At 75.7% G+C, this 19089-nt stretch carries 11 protein-coding genes and 2 pseudogenes; 5 read left to right on the top strand and 8 right to left on the bottom strand.

Annotated elements, in window-relative coordinates; all coding sequences use genetic code 11:
• Positions 1–425: 425 nt before the first annotated feature.
• The 5 genes from glgB to AC1VL8_RS18230 are packed head-to-tail and all read right to left on the bottom strand — an operon-like array spanning position 426 to position 8715.
• Positions 426–2612 (bottom strand): 1,4-alpha-glucan branching protein GlgB, encoded by a 2187-nt coding sequence (gene glgB / locus AC1VL8_RS18250; protein WP_483076158.1) that lies wholly within the window; start codon positions 2610–2612, stop codon positions 426–428.
• Between the two features lie 55 nt (positions 2613–2667).
• The gene (locus AC1VL8_RS18245; protein ID WP_483076157.1) at positions 2668–3336 is read right to left on the bottom strand and encodes an SGNH/GDSL hydrolase family protein; all 669 of its coding nucleotides are present in this window, start codon (positions 3334–3336) and stop codon (positions 2668–2670) included.
• Positions 3333–4730, bottom strand: a complete 1398-nt coding sequence (locus tag AC1VL8_RS18240) for a maltokinase N-terminal cap-like domain-containing protein (protein WP_483076156.1) — start codon at positions 4728–4730, stop codon at positions 3333–3335. Before AC1VL8_RS18240 ends, AC1VL8_RS18245 begins: the two co-directional genes overlap by 4 nt.
• Complete coding sequence (gene treS, locus AC1VL8_RS18235) at positions 4727–6484, bottom strand: maltose alpha-D-glucosyltransferase (protein WP_483076274.1); 1758 nt, start codon at positions 6482–6484, stop codon at positions 4727–4729. The genes AC1VL8_RS18240 and treS overlap by 4 nt, the downstream gene beginning before the upstream one ends.
• A gap of 29 nt (positions 6485–6513) precedes the next feature.
• Positions 6514–8715: an alpha-1,4-glucan--maltose-1-phosphate maltosyltransferase gene (locus tag AC1VL8_RS18230; protein ID WP_483076155.1), complete on the bottom strand. Its 2202-nt coding sequence runs from the start codon at positions 8713–8715 to the stop codon at positions 6514–6516.
• A 101-nt stretch (positions 8716–8816) separates the two neighbouring features.
• On the opposite strand from AC1VL8_RS18230, the pseudogene glgP reads away from it, so the two are divergent.
• Positions 8817–11398, top strand: a pseudogene (gene glgP / locus AC1VL8_RS18225) (alpha-glucan family phosphorylase).
• Positions 11399–11566: 168 nt separating this feature from the next.
• On the opposite strand, the pseudogene glgX reads toward glgP, so the two are convergent.
• Positions 11567–13794 (bottom strand): annotated as a pseudogene (glgX, locus tag AC1VL8_RS18220) (glycogen debranching protein GlgX).
• An 88-nt stretch (positions 13795–13882) separates the two neighbouring features.
• Here glgX and AC1VL8_RS18215 point away from each other — a divergent pair.
• Positions 13883–14719, top strand: a complete 837-nt coding sequence (locus tag AC1VL8_RS18215; protein WP_483076154.1) for an electron transfer flavoprotein subunit beta/FixA family protein — start codon at positions 13883–13885, stop codon at positions 14717–14719.
• A complete protein-coding gene (locus tag AC1VL8_RS18210) occupies positions 14716–15699 on the top strand; it encodes an electron transfer flavoprotein subunit alpha/FixB family protein (protein ID WP_483076153.1) in 984 nt (327 codons plus the stop codon). Before AC1VL8_RS18215 ends, AC1VL8_RS18210 begins: the two co-directional genes overlap by 4 nt.
• Positions 15700–15738: 39 nt before the next feature.
• Here AC1VL8_RS18210 and AC1VL8_RS18205 read toward each other — a convergent pair whose 3' ends face one another.
• Positions 15739–16479 carry a phosphotransferase family protein gene (locus AC1VL8_RS18205; RefSeq protein ID WP_483076152.1) on the bottom strand — a complete coding sequence of 247 codons (741 nt, stop codon included), beginning with the start codon at positions 16477–16479 and terminating at the stop codon, positions 15739–15741.
• A complete protein-coding gene (locus tag AC1VL8_RS18200) occupies positions 16431–16733 on the bottom strand; it encodes a hypothetical protein (protein WP_483076151.1) in 303 nt (100 codons plus the stop codon). Before AC1VL8_RS18200 ends, AC1VL8_RS18205 begins: the two co-directional genes overlap by 49 nt.
• Positions 16734–16772: 39 nt before the next feature.
• Between AC1VL8_RS18200 and AC1VL8_RS18195 the strand changes: the two genes are divergently transcribed.
• Complete coding sequence (locus AC1VL8_RS18195) at positions 16773–17969, top strand: cysteine desulfurase family protein (RefSeq protein ID WP_483076150.1); 1197 nt, start codon at positions 16773–16775, stop codon at positions 17967–17969.
• Positions 17969–19084, top strand: a complete 1116-nt coding sequence (gene mnmA, locus AC1VL8_RS18190; RefSeq protein WP_483076149.1) for a tRNA 2-thiouridine(34) synthase MnmA — start codon at positions 17969–17971, stop codon at positions 19082–19084. The genes AC1VL8_RS18195 and mnmA overlap by 1 nt, the downstream gene beginning before the upstream one ends.
• The last annotated feature ends 5 nt before the right edge of the window (positions 19085–19089 follow it).

The following is a 19089-nucleotide window of genomic DNA, read 5'->3' as shown; positions in this document are numbered from 1 at the left end:
CACGCGTCCCCCGCGAGCAGCCGCACTCGCCCCCGTGACTCCCTCCTACACCCGCGGGTGCCTCGCCGAGATGACACCGTTGTCCTGCGCGCCGACACACGAGCAGGCGCGTGGGATGTCATCTCGCCGGCCCCGGTCCTCGGGCATCAGCGAGAGGTCACGACACGCTGGCGCGCGACGCTGCGCACCCGCGTGTCGTGACCACTCGCCACGTCGCAGCAGTGTGTGCGTGGTCGGCGGGTTCGGGCGCGCGCCGGCATCCGCGCCGCGCTCATGGCCGAGATGGCCTCGCCCACCTGCGAGCGGACCGGTGCGGACGGCCCTACGGGATCGGTGGCCGGGGGGCGGGGCTGGACGTAGCAGCGCGCGCCGCCATCGGGACGAGGACGACGCGCGCTGGGTCTGAGCTGCCGTGAGGCCGTCGGTCAGGGGGCGGGGACGAAGTACAGCGCGCCGAGCGGGGGGACCCGCACCGTCGCGGAGAACGCGCGGCCGTGGTGCGGCTCCGGGCGCGCGGTGACCTGACCGAGGTTGCCGACCCCGGAGCCGCCGTACTCCTCGGCGTCGGTGTTGACGGCCTCGAGCCACACGCCGCCCTCGGGGAGGGCGAGCCGGTAGTCCTCGTGCGGGACCCCGGAGAAGTTCACGACGACGGCCACGACACCGCCACGCTCGTCGCGGCGCAGGTAGGCGAGCACGTTGCGGTCGGCGTCGTTGGCGTCGATCCACTCGAAACCCTGGGGGCTGTGGTCGAGGGCCCACATCGCGGGGTGGGCGCGGTAGAAGGCGTTGAGGTCGCGGACGGTGCGCTGCACGCCGCGGTGCGGGGCGTGATCGAGCAGGTACCAGTCGAGGGACCGGGACTCCGCCCACTCGGTGCCCTGCGCGAACTCGCTGCCCATGAACAGCAGCTGCTTGCCGGGGTGGGACCACTGGTAGGCGAGCAGGGCCCGGACGCCAGCGCGCTGCTGCCAGTCGTCGCCGGGCATCTTGCGCATGAGCGATCCCTTGCCGTGCACGACCTCGTCGTGGCTGATCGGCAGGACGAACTGCTCGGAGAACGCGTAGACGAGCGAGAACGTCGCCTCGTGGTGGTGGTAGCGGCGGTTGATCGGCAGCTCCGCGAGGTAGCGGAGCGTGTCGTTCATCCAGCCCATGTTCCACTTCAGGCCGAAGCCCAGGCCGCCGCCGCTCGTGGGGGAGGTGACCCCGGGCCACGCGGTGGACTCCTCGGCGATCATCATGACCCCCGGAGTGCGGCGGTAGGCGGTGGCGTTGGCCTCCTGGAGGAACGCGATCGCCTCGAGGTTCTCGCGGCCGCCGTGCGCGTTCGGGCGCCACTGGCCGGGCTCCCGGGAGTAGTCGAGGTAGAGCATCGAGGCCACCGCGTCGACGCGCAGGCCGTCGGCGTGGAACTCCTCGAGCCAGTACGTGGCGTTGGCGACCAGGAAGTTGCGGACCTCGTTGCGCCCGAAGTCGAAGACGTAGGTGCCCCAGTCCATCTGCTCGCCGCGCATCGGGTCGGGGTGCTCGTACAGCGGGGTGCCGTCGAACCGCGCGAGCGCCCACTCGTCCTTGGGGAAGTGCGCCGGGACCCAGTCGATCAGCACGCCGATGCCGGCGCGGTGCAGGGTGTCGACCAGGTAGCGGAAGTCGTCGGGGTGCCCGAACCGGGACGTCGGCGCGTAGTAGGACGTCACCTGGTAGCCCCACGAGCCGCCGAACGGGTGCTCCGCGACGGGCAGGAACTCGACGTGCGTGAACCCGGTCTCGAGCACGTACTCGGTGAGCTGGGCGGCGAGCTCGCGGTAGGAGAGGCCCTGGCGCCAGGAGCCGAGGTGCACCTCGTAGATGCTCACGGGGCCGGAGTGCGGGTCGTGGGAGGCGCGGCGCTCGATCCACTCGTCGTCGCCCCAGCGGAACACGGACTCGACGACGACGGATGCGGTCGCGGGCGGGACCTCGGTGCCCTTGGCCATCGGGTCGGCCTTCTGCCGCCACGCACCGTCCGCGGTGAGCAGCTCGAACTTGTAGCGGGCGCCGGCGCCGACGCCGGGCACGAAGATCTCCCAGACCCCCGACTCGCCGAGCGACCGCAGGGCGTGGGTGGCGCCCTGCCAGTGGTTGAAGTCGCCGATCACGCGGACCGCGCGGGCGTTCGGGGCCCAGACCGCGAACGCCGTGCCCTCGACCTCGCCGAGCGTGCCGGGGTACCGGTGGACGTTCGCGCCGAGGACGGTCCACAGCTCCTCGTGGCGGCCCTCGCGGATCAGGTGCCGGTCGAGCTCCTGGACGGTCGGCAGGTAGCGGTAGGGGTCGTCGACCCGGGTGGTCTGCCCGGCGTAGGTGACGTCGAGGCGGTAGTCGACGACCTCGGGCTCGCGAAGCAGCGCCACCCAGATGCCGTCCTGCTCGTGCACCGCGGGGGTGGACCCGTCGGCGGTGACGACGGCGACGGCGTCGGCCAGCGGGCGCAGCGTGCGGACCACGAGACCGCTGGGCGTGACGTGGGCGCCGAGGACGGCGTGCGGGTCGTGGTGGGTGCCGGACGCGACGGCGCGCAGCGTGTCGGGGTCGACGGTGACGGGCGACGGCTCGGCCGGGCGATTCATGTGCCTACCCAACCACCACCGGGGCGTTCGCGCAGCCAGGACGCGGCGCCGCGGGTCAGCCGAGGACGCCCGCGCCCGCCACGGTGGTCCACCACAGGTCCGCGAGGGCGCGGTGGCCCGCCGCGGTGGGGTGCACGCCGTCGGCGGCGAGCGCGGCGACCGCTGCGCCCCGGTCGGCGTCCGCGTCCCCGCCCGGCGCGGCACCCCCGTCGGCCGCCAGCGCGGTCAGGTGCGCGGCGGCGGGGACCAGCGTGGCGCCGTGGGCGTCCGCGAGGCGGTGCACGGCCGCGACCCGGGCGCCGAGGTCCTGCGCCCACCAGGTCTCCTGGGCGGGCGACACGGGCAGGACGAACGGCTCGACGAGCACGAGCCGGCGCACCCCGGCACCGCGTGCCCGCGCGAGCAGGTCGTCGTAGCCGGCCTCGAACGCGTCCACGGGGGACACGCGGCCGGAGTCGAACCGCCGCCAGGTGTCGTTGATCCCGATGAGCACGGACAGCACGTCCGGGCGCTGGGCGAGGACGTCCGCGTCCCAGCGGGCGGCGAGGTCGGCCAGGCGGTCGCCGCCGACCCCGCGGTTCGTGACCCGGCACCCCTGGAGGGGCCCGTCGGCGAGCAGCCGCACGTAGCCGTCGCCGAGGCCCGCGGGGTCGGCGCGGCGGCCGCAGTCGGTGACCGAGTCGCCGGCGAGCAGCACGTGCACCGGCGCGTCCGGGGCCGTCACCCGACCAGCCGGGCGACGGCCCGCAGCGGGATCGGCAACCAGGTGGGCCGGTTGCGCGCCTCGTACACGGCCTCGTACAGCGCCTTGTCGAGCTCGAGGACCCGCAGCAGGTGCGCGCGGGCGCCGGGGTCCAGGTCGGGGGTCTCCGCGGAGTAGCCCGCGAGGAACGACGTGCGGGCGACCTCGGTCCACGCGGCGGGAGCGCCCCCGACGGCGGCGGCGTAGTCGAACGACCGGAGCATCCCGGCGGCGTCGCGCAGGGCCAGGTCGGGGCGGGTCCGCTGCGCGACGGGGACCAGCGGCTCGCCCTCGAAGTCCAGGACGTACCAGGTGTCGTCGCCGCGCAGCACCTGGCCGAGGTGCAGGTCGCCGTGCACGCGCTGCCGGGGCGGGACCTCGGCGAGCAGCTCGGTGCGCTCCGCGAGGGCCGCGATGGCGTCGGCGTGCTCCTCGAGCTCGGGGACGGACTCGACGGCCCACGCGAACCGGTCGGCGAGCGCACCCGCGACCGCCACCGCGGCGGGGGACAGGCCGGGCTCCGGGTCGGCGGCGTGCCGGCCGGTGCGGGGGCCCTCGACCGCACCCTGCTCGCCGTGGCCGGTCGGCAGCGCGCGGGCGAGCGCCCGGTGCATCTGCCCGACGACGGCGCCGAGCTCCTCGGCGAGGGTGTCGAACGCGGTGCCCGCGCGGGCGAGGTCGCAGGCGAGCTCGAAGCCGTCGTGGGCGCCGGGGACGAACGCGCTCAGCACCCCGAGGTGCCCGTGCGCGGTGTGCTCGCCGTCCTGCCACTGCGCACCGAGCCACGCGAGCGGCCGCGGCACGTGGGTCCATCCCGCCGCGGCGAGCGCCCGCGGGACGTCGACGTCGGGGTTGTCGCCCTCGGACAGGCCGCGGAACACCTTGAGCATGGCGGTGCTGCCGTCGGGTCCGGCGCCGGGGAGGATCACCGAGGTGTTGGACTGCTCCCCGGGCACGACCTTGGGCGGGCCGAGGTCCGGGTCGGGGTCGGCGGGGGCGTCGGCGGGCCGGTCGGCCTCCGCGAGCCACGCGCGCTCGAACTCGGGGCGCCCGGCGCCGTCGAGCACCACCGTGCCGTCGGGGAGCCGGCCCACGAGAGCGGGGTCGTCGTCGGCCGGGGCGGGGTCGGGGGCGTCGGGCCCGCGCAGCACGACCGGCACCTGCAGCACCGCGCCGGCCCCGGCGCCCTCGGCCCGCAGCAGCAGCAGCCGGACCTCGGCGGCGGCGTCCGGGTCGCGGAGCGTCAGGCCGCCGATCGCGCCGACCTGCGCGTCGGTCCCCTTCACCGGGAACCAGCGTCGACCGGGCAGCCAGGGCGCCAGGAGTGCCGCGAGCGCGTCGTCGCGCTCCTCGTGGGCCACCCGTCGATCGGTCATGGGGTCGTCACCGCCAGCCAGTAGAAGTCGCGGGAGCCGAGCGTGAAGGTGGCGGTGCCGTCCGCGCCGACCGCGGGGAACGCGGCGCCGCCGAAGACGTCCCGCAGCCCGGCGCCGGCCAGCGCCGCGGGCAGCCGCAGCGTGGTGGCGCGGGCGGTGGACGCGAGGTTGGCGACGCACAGCAGCGTCTCGTCGCCCGACCGCCGCAGGAACGCCAGCACGCTCGCGTTGTCGCCCGGCACGACCTCGAACGAGCCGAGCCCGAGCGCCGGGTGCTGGCGCCGGACCGCGAGCATGCCGCGGACCCAGTGGAGCAGCGACGTGTTCTGCGCGATCTGCGCCTCGACGTTGACGTTGTTGTAGTGGTGCACCAGCGACTGGATCACCGGCAGGTAGAGCTTGCCGGGATCGGCGGTGGAGAAGCCGGAGTTGCGGTCGGGCGTCCACTGCATCGGGGTCCGCACCGCGTCGCGGTCGGGGAGCCAGATGTTGTCGCCCATGCCGATCTCGTCGCCGTAGTACAGGCAGGGGCTGCCGGGCAGCGAGAGCAGCAGGGCGTGCGCGAGCTCGATCTCCTTGCGGGAGTCCTCGAGCAGCGGCGCGAGCCGGCGGCGGATGCCGATGTTGGCGCGCATCCGGGAGTCCGGGGCGAACCAGCCGTACATCGAGGCGCGCTCCTCGGTGGACACCATCTCGAGCGTGAGCTCGTCGTGGTTGCGCAGGAACGTGCTCCACTGCCCGCCCGCGGGGATGGCGGGGGTGTCGGCGAGGATGTCGACGATCGACGTGGCCTGCTGGTCGCGCAGCGAGTAGTAGATGCGCGGCATGACGGGGAAGTGGAAGCACATGTGGCACTCGGGCTCGGCGTCGGTGCCGAAGTAGTGCACGACGTCCTCGGGCCACTGGTTCGCCTCGGCGAGCATGATCCGGCCCGGGAACTCCCGGTCGATCATGGCGCGCAGGTCGCGCAGGAACCGGTGGGTCTCGGGGAGGTTCTCGCAGTTGGTGCCGTCGCGCTCGTACAGGTACGGCACCGCGTCGAGCCGGAAGCCGTCGACGCCGAGGCGCAGCCAGAACCGCGCGACGTCGTGCATCGCCTCGACGACCCGGGGGTTGTCGAAGTTGAGGTCGGGCTGGTGGCTGAAGAACCGGTGCCAGAAGTACTGCCGGCGGACGGGGTCGAACGTCCAGTTGGACGTCTCGGTGTCGACGAAGATGATCCGCGCGTCCTGGTACCGGGTGGGGTCGTCGCCCCAGACGTAGAAGTCGCCGTAGGGCCCCTCGGGGTCGGAGCGGGACGCCTGGAACCAGGGGTGCTGGTCGGAGGAGTGGTTCATCACGAGGTCGACGACGACCCGGATACCGCGCTCGTGGGCCTCGGCGACCAGCTCGGTGAAGTCGTCCAGCGACCCGTACTGCGCCGCCACGGCGGTGTAGTCCGAGACGTCGTAGCCGCCGTCACGCAGCGGCGACGGGTAGAACGGCGGCAGCCACAGGCAGTCGATGCCGAGCCACTGCAGGTAGTCCAGCCGCTCGATCAGGCCGCGCAGGTCGCCGGACCCCGACCCGTCCGAGTCGGAGAACGACCGGATCATCACCTCGTAGAACACCGCGGTGCGGTACCAGTCCGGGTCGTCGGACAGCCCGTTCGGCCGCTCGGCGGCGGGGACGCGGGGCTGGCGCCGCGCCGGGAGGGCCGTGACCGCGATCTGCCCGGTGGGCGGCGCGCCGTGGCCCGGCGTCGCGGACGGCACCGGCTGGCCGTCCGACGCCCCGAGCGGGCTCACACCCGCTCCACCACGACCACGTGCGCGACCCGGCTGTACGGGTCGAGCCGCACCCACGGGTGCGCGTCCCAGGCGTAGGCCTCCTGGGACAGCACGTCGTGCGCGACGAACCGCGCGTCCGGCTCCAGGCCCAGCGCCGCGAGGTCGAGGTCCAGCACCGCGTCGTGAGCGGCCCGCGGGTCGAGGTTCACGACCACGAGCACCGTGTCGGCGGAGCCGGTCGGCGACAGGTGCGCCGGCAGGTGCCGCGAGAACGCCACCACCTGGTCGTCGCTCGTCGGGTGCACGGTGAGGTTCCGCAGCTGGAGCAGCGCGGGGTGCGCGCGGCGGATCTCGTTGAGCGAGCGCAGCAGCCGGGCGATGCCGAGCGGCTCGGCGGCCGACCAGTCGCGGGGCTTGAACTCGTACTTCTCGTTGTCGATCTGCTCCTCGACGCCGGGCCGCGGCACGTCCTCGACCAGCTCGTAGCCGGAGTAGATGCCCCAGGTCGGCGCGCCGAGGGCGGCGAGCACGGCCCGGACCGCGAACCCGGCGGTGCCGCCGGTCTGCAGGTACGGCGTGAGGATGTCGTGGGTCGTCGGCCAGAAGCTCGGCCGCATCCACGAGCCCTGCTCGTCGGAGACCTCGGCCAGGTACTCCTCGATCTCCTCCTTGGTGTTCCGCCAGGTGAAGTACGTGTACGACTGGTGGAATCCGACGCGGGCGAGGTTGAGCATCATCGCCGGGCGGGTGAACGCCTCGGACAGGAACACGACCTCGGGGTGCGTAGCCCGGACGTCCGCGAGGATCCGCTCCCAGAACTCCAGCGGCTTGGTGTGCGGGTTGTCGACGCGGAACGCCGTGACGCCGTGGTCGATCCAGACCTGCAGCACCCGCCGGATCTCCGCGTAGATGCCCTCGGGGTCGTTGTCGAAGTTCAGGGGGTAGATGTCCTGGTACTTCTTCGGCGGGTTCTCGGCGTACGCGATGGTGCCGTCGAGCCGGGTGGTGAACCACTCGGGGTGCGCGGCGACCCAGGGGTGGTCGGGCGAGCACTGCAGCGCCAGGTCGAGCGCGACCTCGAGGCCCTGGGCGCGCGCCTCGGCGACGAACGCGTCGAAGTCCTCGAACGTGCCCAGCGACGGCTCGATGGCTTCGTGCCCGCCGTCGGGGGAGCCGATCGCGTACGGGGAGCCGGGGTCGCCGGGGCGGGCGTCGAGGGTGTTGTTCCGGCCCTTGCGGTGCGTGGTGCCGATCGGGTGGATCGGGGTCAGGTAGACCACGTCGAACCCGAGCCCGGCGATGCGCGGCAGGTCGCGGGCCGCGGTGCGCAGCGTGCCGGTGGTCCAGGTGCCGGTCGCGTCGTCGTAGGTCGCGCCGATGGACCGCGGGAAGATCTCGTACCAGGCGCCCGCGAGCGCCAGCGGTCGGTCGACGACCAGCGGGTAGACGGGCGACGGGCTGAGCATCTCGCGGACCGGGTGGGCGGCGAGCGCGGCGCGCACCTCGGCGGACAGCCCCGCGGCCAGGCGGGCCGGTGCCGGGCGGGTGCCGTCGCGCAGGGCGGTGACGGCGTCCTGGAGCACCTGGCGGTCGGCGTCGGGGACCGCAGCGCCGGCGTCGTCCGCCGTGCGGTCGGCGGCGCGGGCGAGCAGCCGGGCGCCCTCCTCCAGCACCAGCTCGACGTCGACGTCCGCGCCGACCTTCAGCGGGGCGTCGTGCGCCCAGGTGCCGAACGGGTCGGACCAGCCTTCGACGCGGAAACCCCACGCGCCGGGCTCGTCGGGCACCAGGCGGGCCTCGTACCGGTCCAGGCCGGGGGCGATGTCGACCATCGTCGCCCGGGCGCGGTCGGTGCCGTCGGGGCCGACCAGCACGGCGGTCGCGGCGCACGCGTCGTGGCCCTCGCGGAACACCGTGGCGCGGACGGGGACGGCCTCGCCGACGACCGCCTTCGCGGGCCAGCGGCCGGCCTCGACGACGGGGGAGACGTCGACGACCGGGATGCGGCCGACCGGCGCGCGCCCGGGGGCCGGTGCGGCGGCGGGGGCGGGGGCAGCGGCTGCCGGCGCGGCGCTCGCGGCCGGGGTCGTGGGGGTGGTGGCAGGGACCGGGGCCGGGGCCGCCGTGGTCGGCACGTCGGCGGCTGCCGCGGACGTGGTCGAGCGCGGGCGGGCACGGCGCGGCGCGGGCTCGCGCGGCGGGGGTGTCGACGTCACGGTCCCGAACCTATCCACAGCGGACGTGCCCCGGCATCCGGACGGGCCGAGCAGTCGAAGGACCTGTTGTCCCGGCCCTGGTCGTGCGTACGCTCGGGCAGGTGAGAGCCATCCGCCGATTCACCGTCCGCACCTCGCTCCCCGCGGAGCTCGCCGACCTGGACGAGCTCGCCCACAACCTGCGCTGGTCGTGGCACGCGCCGACCCGTGACCTGTTCGCCCGGATCGACCCGGCCCTGTGGGACGAGGTGGGCGGCGACCCGGTCGCCCTGCTCGGCGCCCTCCGGCCGGAGCGCCTGGCCGAGCTCGCCGCCGACCCCGACGTCGTCGGCGCGGTGCGCGCCGCGACGGCCGACCTGCACGAGTACCTGCAGGCGCCGCGCTGGTACCAGCACCAGCAGGCCGCCGACCCGTCGCTGCCCGCCGCGATCGGCTACTTCAGCCCGGAGTTCGGCATCACGGCCGTCCTCCCGCAGTACTCCGGCGGCCTGGGCATCCTCGCCGGCGACCACCTCAAGAGCGCCTCCGACCTCGGCGTGCCGATCGTCGGCGTCGGGCTGCTGTACGGGGCCGGGTACTTCAAGCAGGCGCTGACCCGCGACGGCTGGCAGGTCGAGACCTACCCGCTGCTCGACCCCGACGGCATGCCCCTGACCCTGGTGCGCGAGCAGGACGGCACGCCCGCGGTGGTGTCGATCGCGCTGCCCGGCGACCGGACGCTGCACGCGCACATCTGGACCGCGACCGTCGGGCGGGTGCCGCTGCTGCTCCTCGACTCCGACGTGCCCGAGAACGACGAGACCGCCCGCAAGGTCACCGACCGGCTGTACGGCGGCGGCGGCGAGCACCGGCTCCAGCAGGAGCTGCTGCTCGGCGTCGGCGGCGTGCGCGCGCTGCGCGTGTGGTCCCGGCTCACCGGCGCGCCGGACCCGGAGGTCTACCACACCAACGAGGGGCACGCCGGGTTCCTCGGCGTCGAGCGGATCCGCGAGCTCGTCTCGGGCGCGGGGCTCGGCTTCGACGAGGCGCTGGAGGCGGTGCGCGCCGCCACGGTGTTCACGACCCACACCCCCGTGCCCGCGGGCATCGACCGGTTCGAGGCGTCCCTCGTGCACCAGTACTTCGGCGGAGCCAACGCGGCCGAGGGGGTGCCGGTGGAGCGGGTGCTCGCGCTCGGCGCCGAGGACTACCCGGGCGGGGACCCGCTCATGTTCAACATGGCGGTGATGGGCCTGCGGCTGGGCGGGCGCGCGAACGGCGTCTCGGTGCTGCACGGCGAGGTGTCGCGCGACATGTTCGGCGGGCTCTGGCCGGGGTTCGACGACGTCGAGGTGCCGATCACCTCGGTCACCAACGGCGTGCACGCGCCGACCTGGGTCGACCGGCAGCTGCTCGACCTCGCCGCGTCGCGCCTGACGCCCGACGAGCTCGAGGACGGGTCCGGCTGGCTGCGGACCGACGCGGTCCGGGACGACGGCTCTGGGCCGTGCGCCGGACGCTGCGGGCCCAGCTCGTCGCCGACGCCCGGCGGCGGGTGCGCGGGTCCTGGGCCCGGCGCGGCGCCAGCCCCGCGGAGCTCGGCTGGGTGGACGACGTGCTGTCGCCGGACGTGCTGACCATCGGGTTCGCCCGCCGGGTGCCGACCTACAAGCGGCTCACGCTCATGCTGCGCGACCCGGAGCGGCTCAAGGCCCTGCTCACGCACCCCGAGCGGCCCGTGCAGCTCGTGATCGCCGGCAAGTCGCACCCCGCCGACGACCAGGGCAAGCGGCTGATCCAGCAGCTCGTCCGGTTCGCCGACACCGAGGGCGTGCGGCACCGCATCGTGTTCCTGCCGAACTACGACATCGCGATGGCGCAGACCCTCTACCCGGGCTGCGACGTCTGGCTGAACAACCCGCTGCGCCCGCTCGAGGCGTGCGGCACGTCCGGCATGAAGGCCGCGCTGAACGGCGGCCTCAACCTGTCGATCCTCGACGGGTGGTGGGACGAGTGGTTCGACGGCGAGAACGGCTGGGCGATCCCGACCGCCGACGGCGTCGAGGACCCGGACCGCCGCGACGACCTCGAGGCCGCCGCGCTGTACGAGCTCATCGAGCACCAGGTCGCGCCGCGGTTCTACGACCGGGACGACCGCGGGCTGCCGCTGCGCTGGCTCGAGATGGTCCGGCACACGCTGGCCACGCTCGGCCCGAAGGTGCAGGCCACCCGGATGGTCGCCGACTACGTGGCCCGGCTGTACGCGCCGGCCGCGGTCGCCGGGCGCGCGCTCGCCGGGGACACCGGGTTCGCCGGCGCCCGCGAGCTCGCCGCCTGGAAGGGCCGCGTCCGCGCCGGCTGGCAGGGCGTGCGCGTGGACCACGTCGAGTCGGGCGGCGTGGGCGAGGTGCCGCAGGTCGGCGACGCGCTGCACGTCAAGGCGTACGTGACCCTGGGCGACCTCACCCCCGAGGACGTCGAGGTACAGGTCGTGCACGGCAAGGTCTCCGAGTCCGACGAGCTGCACGGGTTCACCGTGGACCCGCTGGCGCTCGCGGACACGTTCGAGGGCGGCCGGTACGCGTTCGCCGGGGACCTGCTGCTCGACGCGTCGGGGCCGTTCGGGTACTCGGTGCGCGTCGTGCCGCGGCACGCGGGGCTGGCGTCGGTCGCCGAGGTGGGGCTGGTCGCGAACGCGGGCTGACGCCGCGCCGGCGTGCCCGTCGCCGCGCAGCGCCGCCGCCGAGACAGGGCCTGCGCGCCGAGACAGGACCGCAGGGGGCCCTGTCTCGGCGGGGCGGTCCTGTCTCGGCGGCCCCGGCCGGCGGTGCGGGGCGCGGCGGTGCGGGGCGCGGCGGTGCAGGCTGGCGGCTCAGGCCGTGTAGACGCGCAGGCTCAGCGGCTCCAGCAGGACCCCGGCGCCCGCGTCCAGGTGCAGCGCGCCCTCGATCGCCGCCGTCCGGGCCTCGTCGGGGTGCTCCCAGGTGGAGTCCCAGGCCAGCTCCACCGGGTGCCGGCCCCGCCGGCGAGCGCCACCGGCATCGGGTCCAGCGAGCCGTTGACGACGAGCAGGACGGCGTCGTCGTCGGCGACGCGCAGCATCTGCAGGGTGCGCAGGTCGGCGTCGTGCCAGCGCTCGTGCGTGAACTCCGCGCCCGTCGGGTCGAACCACGTGAGGTCGGCCGGTCGGCCGTCGACGGGCCGGCCGGTGAAGAACCGGGTGCTGCGCAGCGCGGGGTGCGCGCGGCGCAGCGCGGTCAGGTGCCGGGCGGTCGCGAGCAGGTCCTGCCGCCAGGGCGCGAGGTCCCAGCGCACCCAGGACACGTCGGTGTCCTGGCAGTAGGCGTTGTTGTTGCCGCGCTGGGTGCGCCCCATCTCGTCGCCGGCGGTGATCATCGGGGTCCCGGCGGACAGCAGCAGCGTCGCCAGCAGGTTGCGGATCGACCGGCGCCGGAGCGGCACGATGTCGGCGGCGACGCCGTCCGCGGGCACCGGGCCCTCGACGCCGTGGTTCCAGGAGCGGTTGTCGTCGGAGCCGTCGCGGTTCTGCTCGCCGTTCGCCTCGTTGTGCTTGTGCTGGTAGGCGACGAGGTCGGCGAGCGTGAAGCCGTCGTGGGCCGTCACGTAGTTGACCGAGGCGCGCGGCCCGCGGGCGAGTGGCGGGTCCGAGTGCCCGAACAGGTCGACGGACCCGGACAGCCGGGTCGCGAGGTCCCGGACCCGGTGGTCGGGCAGGCCCTGGGCGGCGCGGGCGGGGTCCGCGAGCCAGAACGACCGCACGGAGTTGCGGAACTTGTCGTTCCACTCCGCGAACGGCAGCGGGAACTGCCCCGTGCGCCAGCCGCCGGGCCCGACGTCCCACGGCTCGGCGACCAGCTTCAGCCCGTCGAGGGCGGGGTCCGTGCCCGCGGCGACGAGGAACGGGTGGTCGGGGTCGAACCCGGCGTGGCCGCGCCCGAGCGTGACGGCCAGGTCGAACCTGAACCCGTCGACCCCGACCTCCTGCGCCCAGTAGCGCAGCGAGTCCAGCGCGAGCCGCACCACCTCGGGCCGGCGGAAGTCGAGGGTGTTGCCGGTGCCGGTGACGTCCGCGAGCCGGGCGGGGTGCCCGCCGTCGTGCAGGTAGTAGCCGGCGTTGTCGAGCCCCCGCCAGGACAGGTGCTGGCCGCCCGACCCGCCCTCGCAGGTGTGGTTGTAGACGACGTCGAGCAGCACCTCGATGCCCGCCTCGTGCAGCGCGTGCACGGCGGTGCGCAGCTCGTCGAGGACCGCGGCGGGTCCGGCGGCGCGGGCCGCGGCGGTCGCGTACGGGGCGTGCGGGGCGAAGAAGCCGAGCGTGCTGTAGCCCCAGTAGTTCGTCAGGCCCTTCTGGACCAGGTGCGGCTCGGAGGAGAACGCGTGCACCGGGAGCAGCTCCAGCGCGGTGACCCCGAGCTGGCGCAGGTGGGCGACGACCACGGGGTGGCCCAGCGCGGCGTAGGTGCCGCGCAGGTGCGGCGGCAGGCCCGGGTGCCGCAGGGTGAGGCCGCGGACGTGCGCCTCGTAGACCACGGTGTCCGCCCACGGGACGTGCGGCCGGTTCGCCGCGGGGTCGACGGCGTCGCCCGGGCCGCGTCGTCCGGGGCGGCGGTCCAGCACCACGCCGTGCGGGACGTGGGCGACCGAGTCGCGGGGGTCGGCGGGGCCGTCGGGGTCGCCGAGCAGCGCGTCGTCGACGACGTGCCCGTACGTCGCGGGGCCGTGGTCGACCTCGCCGACCAGCCCGTACGCGTACGGGTCCACGAGCAGCTTGGCGGGGTTGTACCGCAGGCCCGCCTCCGGCTCCCACGGGCCGTGGGCCCGCAAGCCGTACCGCTGCCCGGCGCGCACGCCCGGCACCCGCGCCGTGAACCGGCCCGGCGCGGCGCCGCCCGGGGGGTCGAGCGGGACCCGGCGCTCGGACCAGCCGGTCGGCGACGCCGGGTCGGGGTCGAGCAGGCAGAGGTCCACCGCCGTGGCGTGCGGGGCGACGACCCCCACCTCGACGCCGTCGTCCGTCACGTGCACCCCGGGGCGGGGCGGCGGTCCGGGGGGCGGGGTCGTGGCGCTCACGGGCTCCATCCTGCCGCGCGCGGGGCCCGGACCTGCAAGCCGGTGGTGCCCGGACGTCCTGCACCACCCGGACGGCGGCGGGGGTAACGTTCCGGGGGTGAGAATCGTGGTGTGCGTCAAGCACGTGCCCGACATCCAGGCCGACCGCGCGCTGGGGGCCGACGGCCGCCTCGTGCGCGACGGCGGGGACGGCACGGTCAACGAGGTCGACGAGAACGCGGTCGAGGCCGCCGTGGTCCTCGCGGAGCAGGTCCGGGACGCCGGCGGCGAGGCCGAGGTCGTCGTCGTGACGGTCGGCCCGGACGACGCGCAGGACGCGGTCCGCCGGGGCCTGCAGCTCGGCGCGGACGCCGCGGTGCACGTGGTCGACGACGCGGTGGCCGGCTCGGACGTCTTCGGGACCGTCGCGGTGCTCGCGGCCGCGGTGCGCCGGATCGGCGCCGACGTCCCGGTCGACCTGGTGGTCACCGGCATGGCCGGGCTCGACGGGCTGACGTCCCTGGTGCCGGCGGCGCTCGCGGCCACCCTCGACCTGCCGCAGCTGACGCTCGCCGCCGAGGTCACGCTCGCGGACGCGGAGGTCACGGTGCGCCGCGACCTCGACCACGCGACCGAGGTGCTCGCCGCGCCGCTGCCCGCGCTCGTGTCGGTCACCGACCGGGCGAACCAGCCCCGGTACCCGAACTTCCAGCGGATCATGGCCGCGCGCAAGACGCCGGTGCAGACGCTGACCCTCGCCGACCTGGAGGTCGACCCGGGCGCGGTCGGCGCCGCAGGCGCGCGCACCGAGGTGCTCGAGGCGTCGCCCCGGCCCCCGCGCACCGACCGGGTGCTCGTGTCCGACGACGGCGAGGCCGGCACCCGCCTGGCGGCCTGGCTGGTCGAGCGCGACCTCGTCCGGACGACCACCCCCACGACGGGAGACGTGCTGTGAGCGCCACGGTGCTGGTCCTGCTGGACCACGAGGAGACCGGCGCCCTGCGCGGCAGCGTGCTCGAGGTCGCCACGGCCGCACGCGTGCTGGCCGACGGGGGAGCGGTCCACGGCCTGTGGGTCGGTGACGAGCCGCTCGACCCCGCGCTGCCGCTGCTCGGGCGGCACGGCGTCACGGTCGTGCACGCGGTGACGACCGGCGACGCGGACCCGCACCTCACGCCGGTGCTCGCCGAGGCGCTGGCCGACGCGGTGGCCGCCTCCGGCGCCGAGGTGCTGCTGGCGCTGTCCACGTTCGAGAACAAGGAGGCGGTCGCCCGCCTCGGGGTGGCCACCGGCGCGGGCGTCGTCACCGACGCCGCGGCGGTCGAGCGCGACGCCGACGGCCGGGTGGTCGCGACGAAGTCCGTGCTCGCCGGGACCTGGACCACACGCTGCGCCGTCCGGGCGGACCTGGCCGTGGTGACCCTGAAGGCGGGGTCCGTCCCCGCGCGCCCGGTCGGCGACGACGCGCCGACGATCCCCGAGGTCGTCGCCCGCGAGGTCGCCGTCAGCGACCGCGCCACCCGCGCCCGGATCGTGCGGCGCACCGCCGCGGAGCCGTCGGACCGGCCGGACCTCGCGTCGGCGGACGTCGTCGTCGTGGGTGGTCGCGGGACCGAGGGGGACTTCGCGCCCCTGGAGGAGCTGGCCGACGTGATCGGCGCAGCCGTCGGGGCGACCCGCGTCGCGACCGACGAGGGCTGGATCGGCCACGAGCAGCAGATCGGCCAGACCGGCGTCACCGTCTCGCCGCGGCTCTACATCGGCGCCGGGGTGTCCGGCGCGGTGCACCACCGGGGCGGGATGCAGGCGTCCGGCACCGTGGTGGCGGTCAACAGCGACCCGGAGGCGCCGATCTTCGAGATCGCCGACTACGGGATCGTCGGGGACCTGTTCACGGTGCTGCCGCAGGTCACCGAGGCGCTCCGGGGCCGCTGACGGTCTCGGGGCCGGCTCGCCGTCCGGGCCGGGCCCGGATCAGGCGAGCGTGCGCAGCCAGGCCACCGCGTGCTGCGCCTGCGCGCCCTGGAACCGGCGCAGGTTCGGGATCCCGACCGGCGCGGGCTGCAGGGCGCCGTGCGCGAAGTACCCCGCCAGGCCCGCGACGGCCGCGCGCAGCCGGTCCGGGGCGACCCCGTGCGACGCCGCGCGGGACCAGAAGAGGTCCTGCGGCTCGCCGCCGCCCTGCATCGCGACGCTCGGCAGCATGAACGCGAGGTCGAGCCACGGCGCGCCGACGCTGGCGTGCGGCCAGTCGATCAGGGCGACCCGGCCGCCGTCGTGGTCGTGGTCGATCAGCACGTTGTCCGCGCGCAGGTCGCCGTGCACCAGCGCCGAGCCCTCGCACGCCGCCGTCGCGTCCTGCTCCCAGCCGACCAGCACGTCGAGGTGCTCCCGCACCCAGCCGCCCGTCTCGCCCGCCCACCCGGCGAGCCGGTCGAGGTCCGCGCCGGGCAGGGCGGCGATCCGCGACCAGCCCCGGAAGTCGTCGGCGAGCAGGTCGGGGGTCCGGGGCAGGGCGTGGCCCGGCAGCGGCTCCGCATCGGCGAGCGTGTCCAGGGCGCGCAGGACGACCTCGAGCTCGTCGGCGCGCCACGGCAGCAGCGGCGGGCGCCCTGCCGCGACCTCGAAGCCCAGCAGGACCCAGTCGCCGTCGTCGCCCGACCACATCAGCCGGGGCGCGGGCACCTGCGCGGGCAGCGCTGCGGCGGCCCGCACCTCGGCGCGGGCCAGCTCGGGGACTCGGGGTTCTGCTCCGGGGAGACCGCCTTGACGAACACCCCGCGGCCGTCCGCGAGCTCGAGGACCGCCGCGAACCCCGGGCTGAACCCGGTGGTGGCGCTGGTCTCGGCGGTCACCTGGGCGCCGGCGAGCTCCTGGATCCGGGTGCGCACCGACCTCGGCAGGTCGCGCCAGTCCAGGCGTTGGCCGCTGAAGGCCAGCGGAGGCGTCGTCGCGTCGTCGGCACTCACGGGGCACATCCTGCCAAAAGCGTTCGTAGACTCGTGCAGGTGAGCGCGTATCTGGACCACGCGGCCACGACGCCCGTGCTCCCGGAGGCGGCTGCCGTCCTGGTCGAGCACCTGTCCCACCCCGGCAACCCCTCCTCCCTGCACGCCTCGGGCCGCGCCGCACGGCGTGTCGTCGAGGAGTCCCGCGAGCGCCTGGCCGCCGCCCTCGGCGCCCGACCGAGCGAGGTGCTGCTCACCGGCGGCGGCACCGAGGCGGACAACCTCGCCGTGAAGGGCCTGTACTGGGCGCGCACCGCACAGGACCCGGCCCGCCGGCGGGTGCTGGTGTCGGCGGTGGAGCACCACGCCGTGCTGGACCCGGCGTTCTGGCTCGCGGAGCACGCCGGTGCGGAGATCGTGCTGCTGCCCGTCGACGCCGAGGGCCGCGTGCGCCTCGACGCGCTGGCGGCCGAGCTCGACGCGCACGCCACCGAGACCGCGCTGGTCTCGGTGATGTGGGCGAACAACGAGGTCGGCACGGTGCAGCCGGTCGCGGACGTCGTCGCCCTGGCCCACGCCCACGGCGTCCCGGTGCACGCCGACGCGGTGCAGGCGGTCGGCCAGGTGCCGGTCGACTTCGCCGCGTCCGGGCTCGACGCCCTGACCGTCAGCGGGCACAAGGTCGGCGGTCCTGGCGGGATCGGCGCGCTGCTCGCCCGGCGCGAGCTCGCCCTCGTCCCGGTGCAGCACGGCGGCGGGCAGGAGCGCGGCGTGCGGTCGGGCTCGCTCGACGTCCCCGCGATCGCGGCGTTCGCCGTCGCGGTCGAGCGGGCCGTCGCGGACCGGGAGGCGACGGCGGCCCGGGTCGGCGCGCTGCGCGACGACCTGGTGACGCGGGTGCGCGCGGCCGTCCCCGACGCGGTGCTGCGCGGACCCGCGGACCCGGCGGACCGGCTGCCCGCGAACGCGCACTTCACGTTCCCGGGCTGCGAGGGGGACTCGCTGCTCTACCTGCTCGACTCCGCCGGGGTGGAGTGCTCCACCGGGTCCGCGTGCCAGGCGGGCGTCCCCCAGCCCAGCCACGTGCTGCTGGCGATGGGGGTCGACGAGGCCGATGCCCGCGGTGCCCTGCGGTTCAGCCTCGGCCGGCCGTCCACGACCGCCGACGTCGACGCCCTGCTCGCGGCGCTGCCCGCGGCGGTGCAGCGCGCCCGGGCCGCGGGGCTCGCGGGCCGCCGGACGGCGGGGGTGCGCTGATGCGGGTGCTGGCCGCCCTGTCCGGCGGGGTCGACTCCGCCGTGGCCGCCGCGCGTGCGGTCGACGCGGGACACGAGGTCGTCGGCGTGCACATGGCGCTGTCCCGGGACCGCGCCCAGATGCGTACCGGCTCGCGCGGCTGCTGCTCCATCGAGGACGCCGGCGACGCCCGCCGCGCGGCCGACGTGCTCGGCATCCCGTACTACGTGTGGGACCTGTCCGAGCGGTTCGAGGACACGGTGGTCGCCGACTTCCTCGCCGAGTACGAGGCCGGGCGTACCCCCAACCCGTGCGTCCGGTGCAACGAGCACATCAAGTTCGACGCGCTGCTCGACAAGGCGCTGGCGCTCGGGTTCGACGCCGTCTGCACCGGCCACTACGCCCGCGCCACGACCGGACCCGACGGCACGCCCGAGCTGCGCCGCGCCGCCGACCTCGCGAAGGACCAGTCGTACGTGCTCGCGGTGATGGGCCCGGAGCGGCTGGCGCGCGCGGTGTTCCCGCTCGGCGACGTCGCGTCCAAGGACGAGGTGCGCGCCGAGGCGGCCGCGCGCGGGCTGTCGGTGTCCGCGAAGCCCGACTCCTACGACATCTGCTTCGTCGCCGACGGGGACACGCGCGGGTTCCTGCGCGACCGGCTCGGCTCGCGCCCGGGGGAGGTCGTCGACGCGGACGGCACGGTGCTCGGCACGCACGACGGTGCCTACGGCTACACGATCGGCCAGCGCAAGGGGCTCCAGCTCGGCAGGCCCGCTGCCGACGGCCGACCGCGGTACGTCCTCGCGATCGAGCCCGTCGCCAACCGCGTCGTCGTCGGCGGGGCCGCGGACCTCACGGTCGGCGAGGTCGACGCGGCCGACGCCGTGTGGTTCGGCGCGCCGCTCGCGGACTGGACGTCGTGCGCGCTGCAGGTGCGTGCCCACGGGGCCACCGTGCCGGTGCGGGCACGGGCCACGGCGGCCGGCGGCATGGAGATCCGGGTGGACGGGACGCTCAGCGGCGTCGCCGCCGGGCAGTCCGCGGTGCTCTACGGCGGCGACGACGGGTCCCGGGTGCTCGGGCAGGCGACGGTCGACCGCACCCGGCGGCCGGCGGCGACGGGGGCGTCCGCGTGACCGGG

The sequence above is a fragment of the Cellulomonas sp. KU4C genome (assembly GCF_056868065.1).
This window is presented reverse-complemented; position numbering and strand designations above follow the sequence as displayed.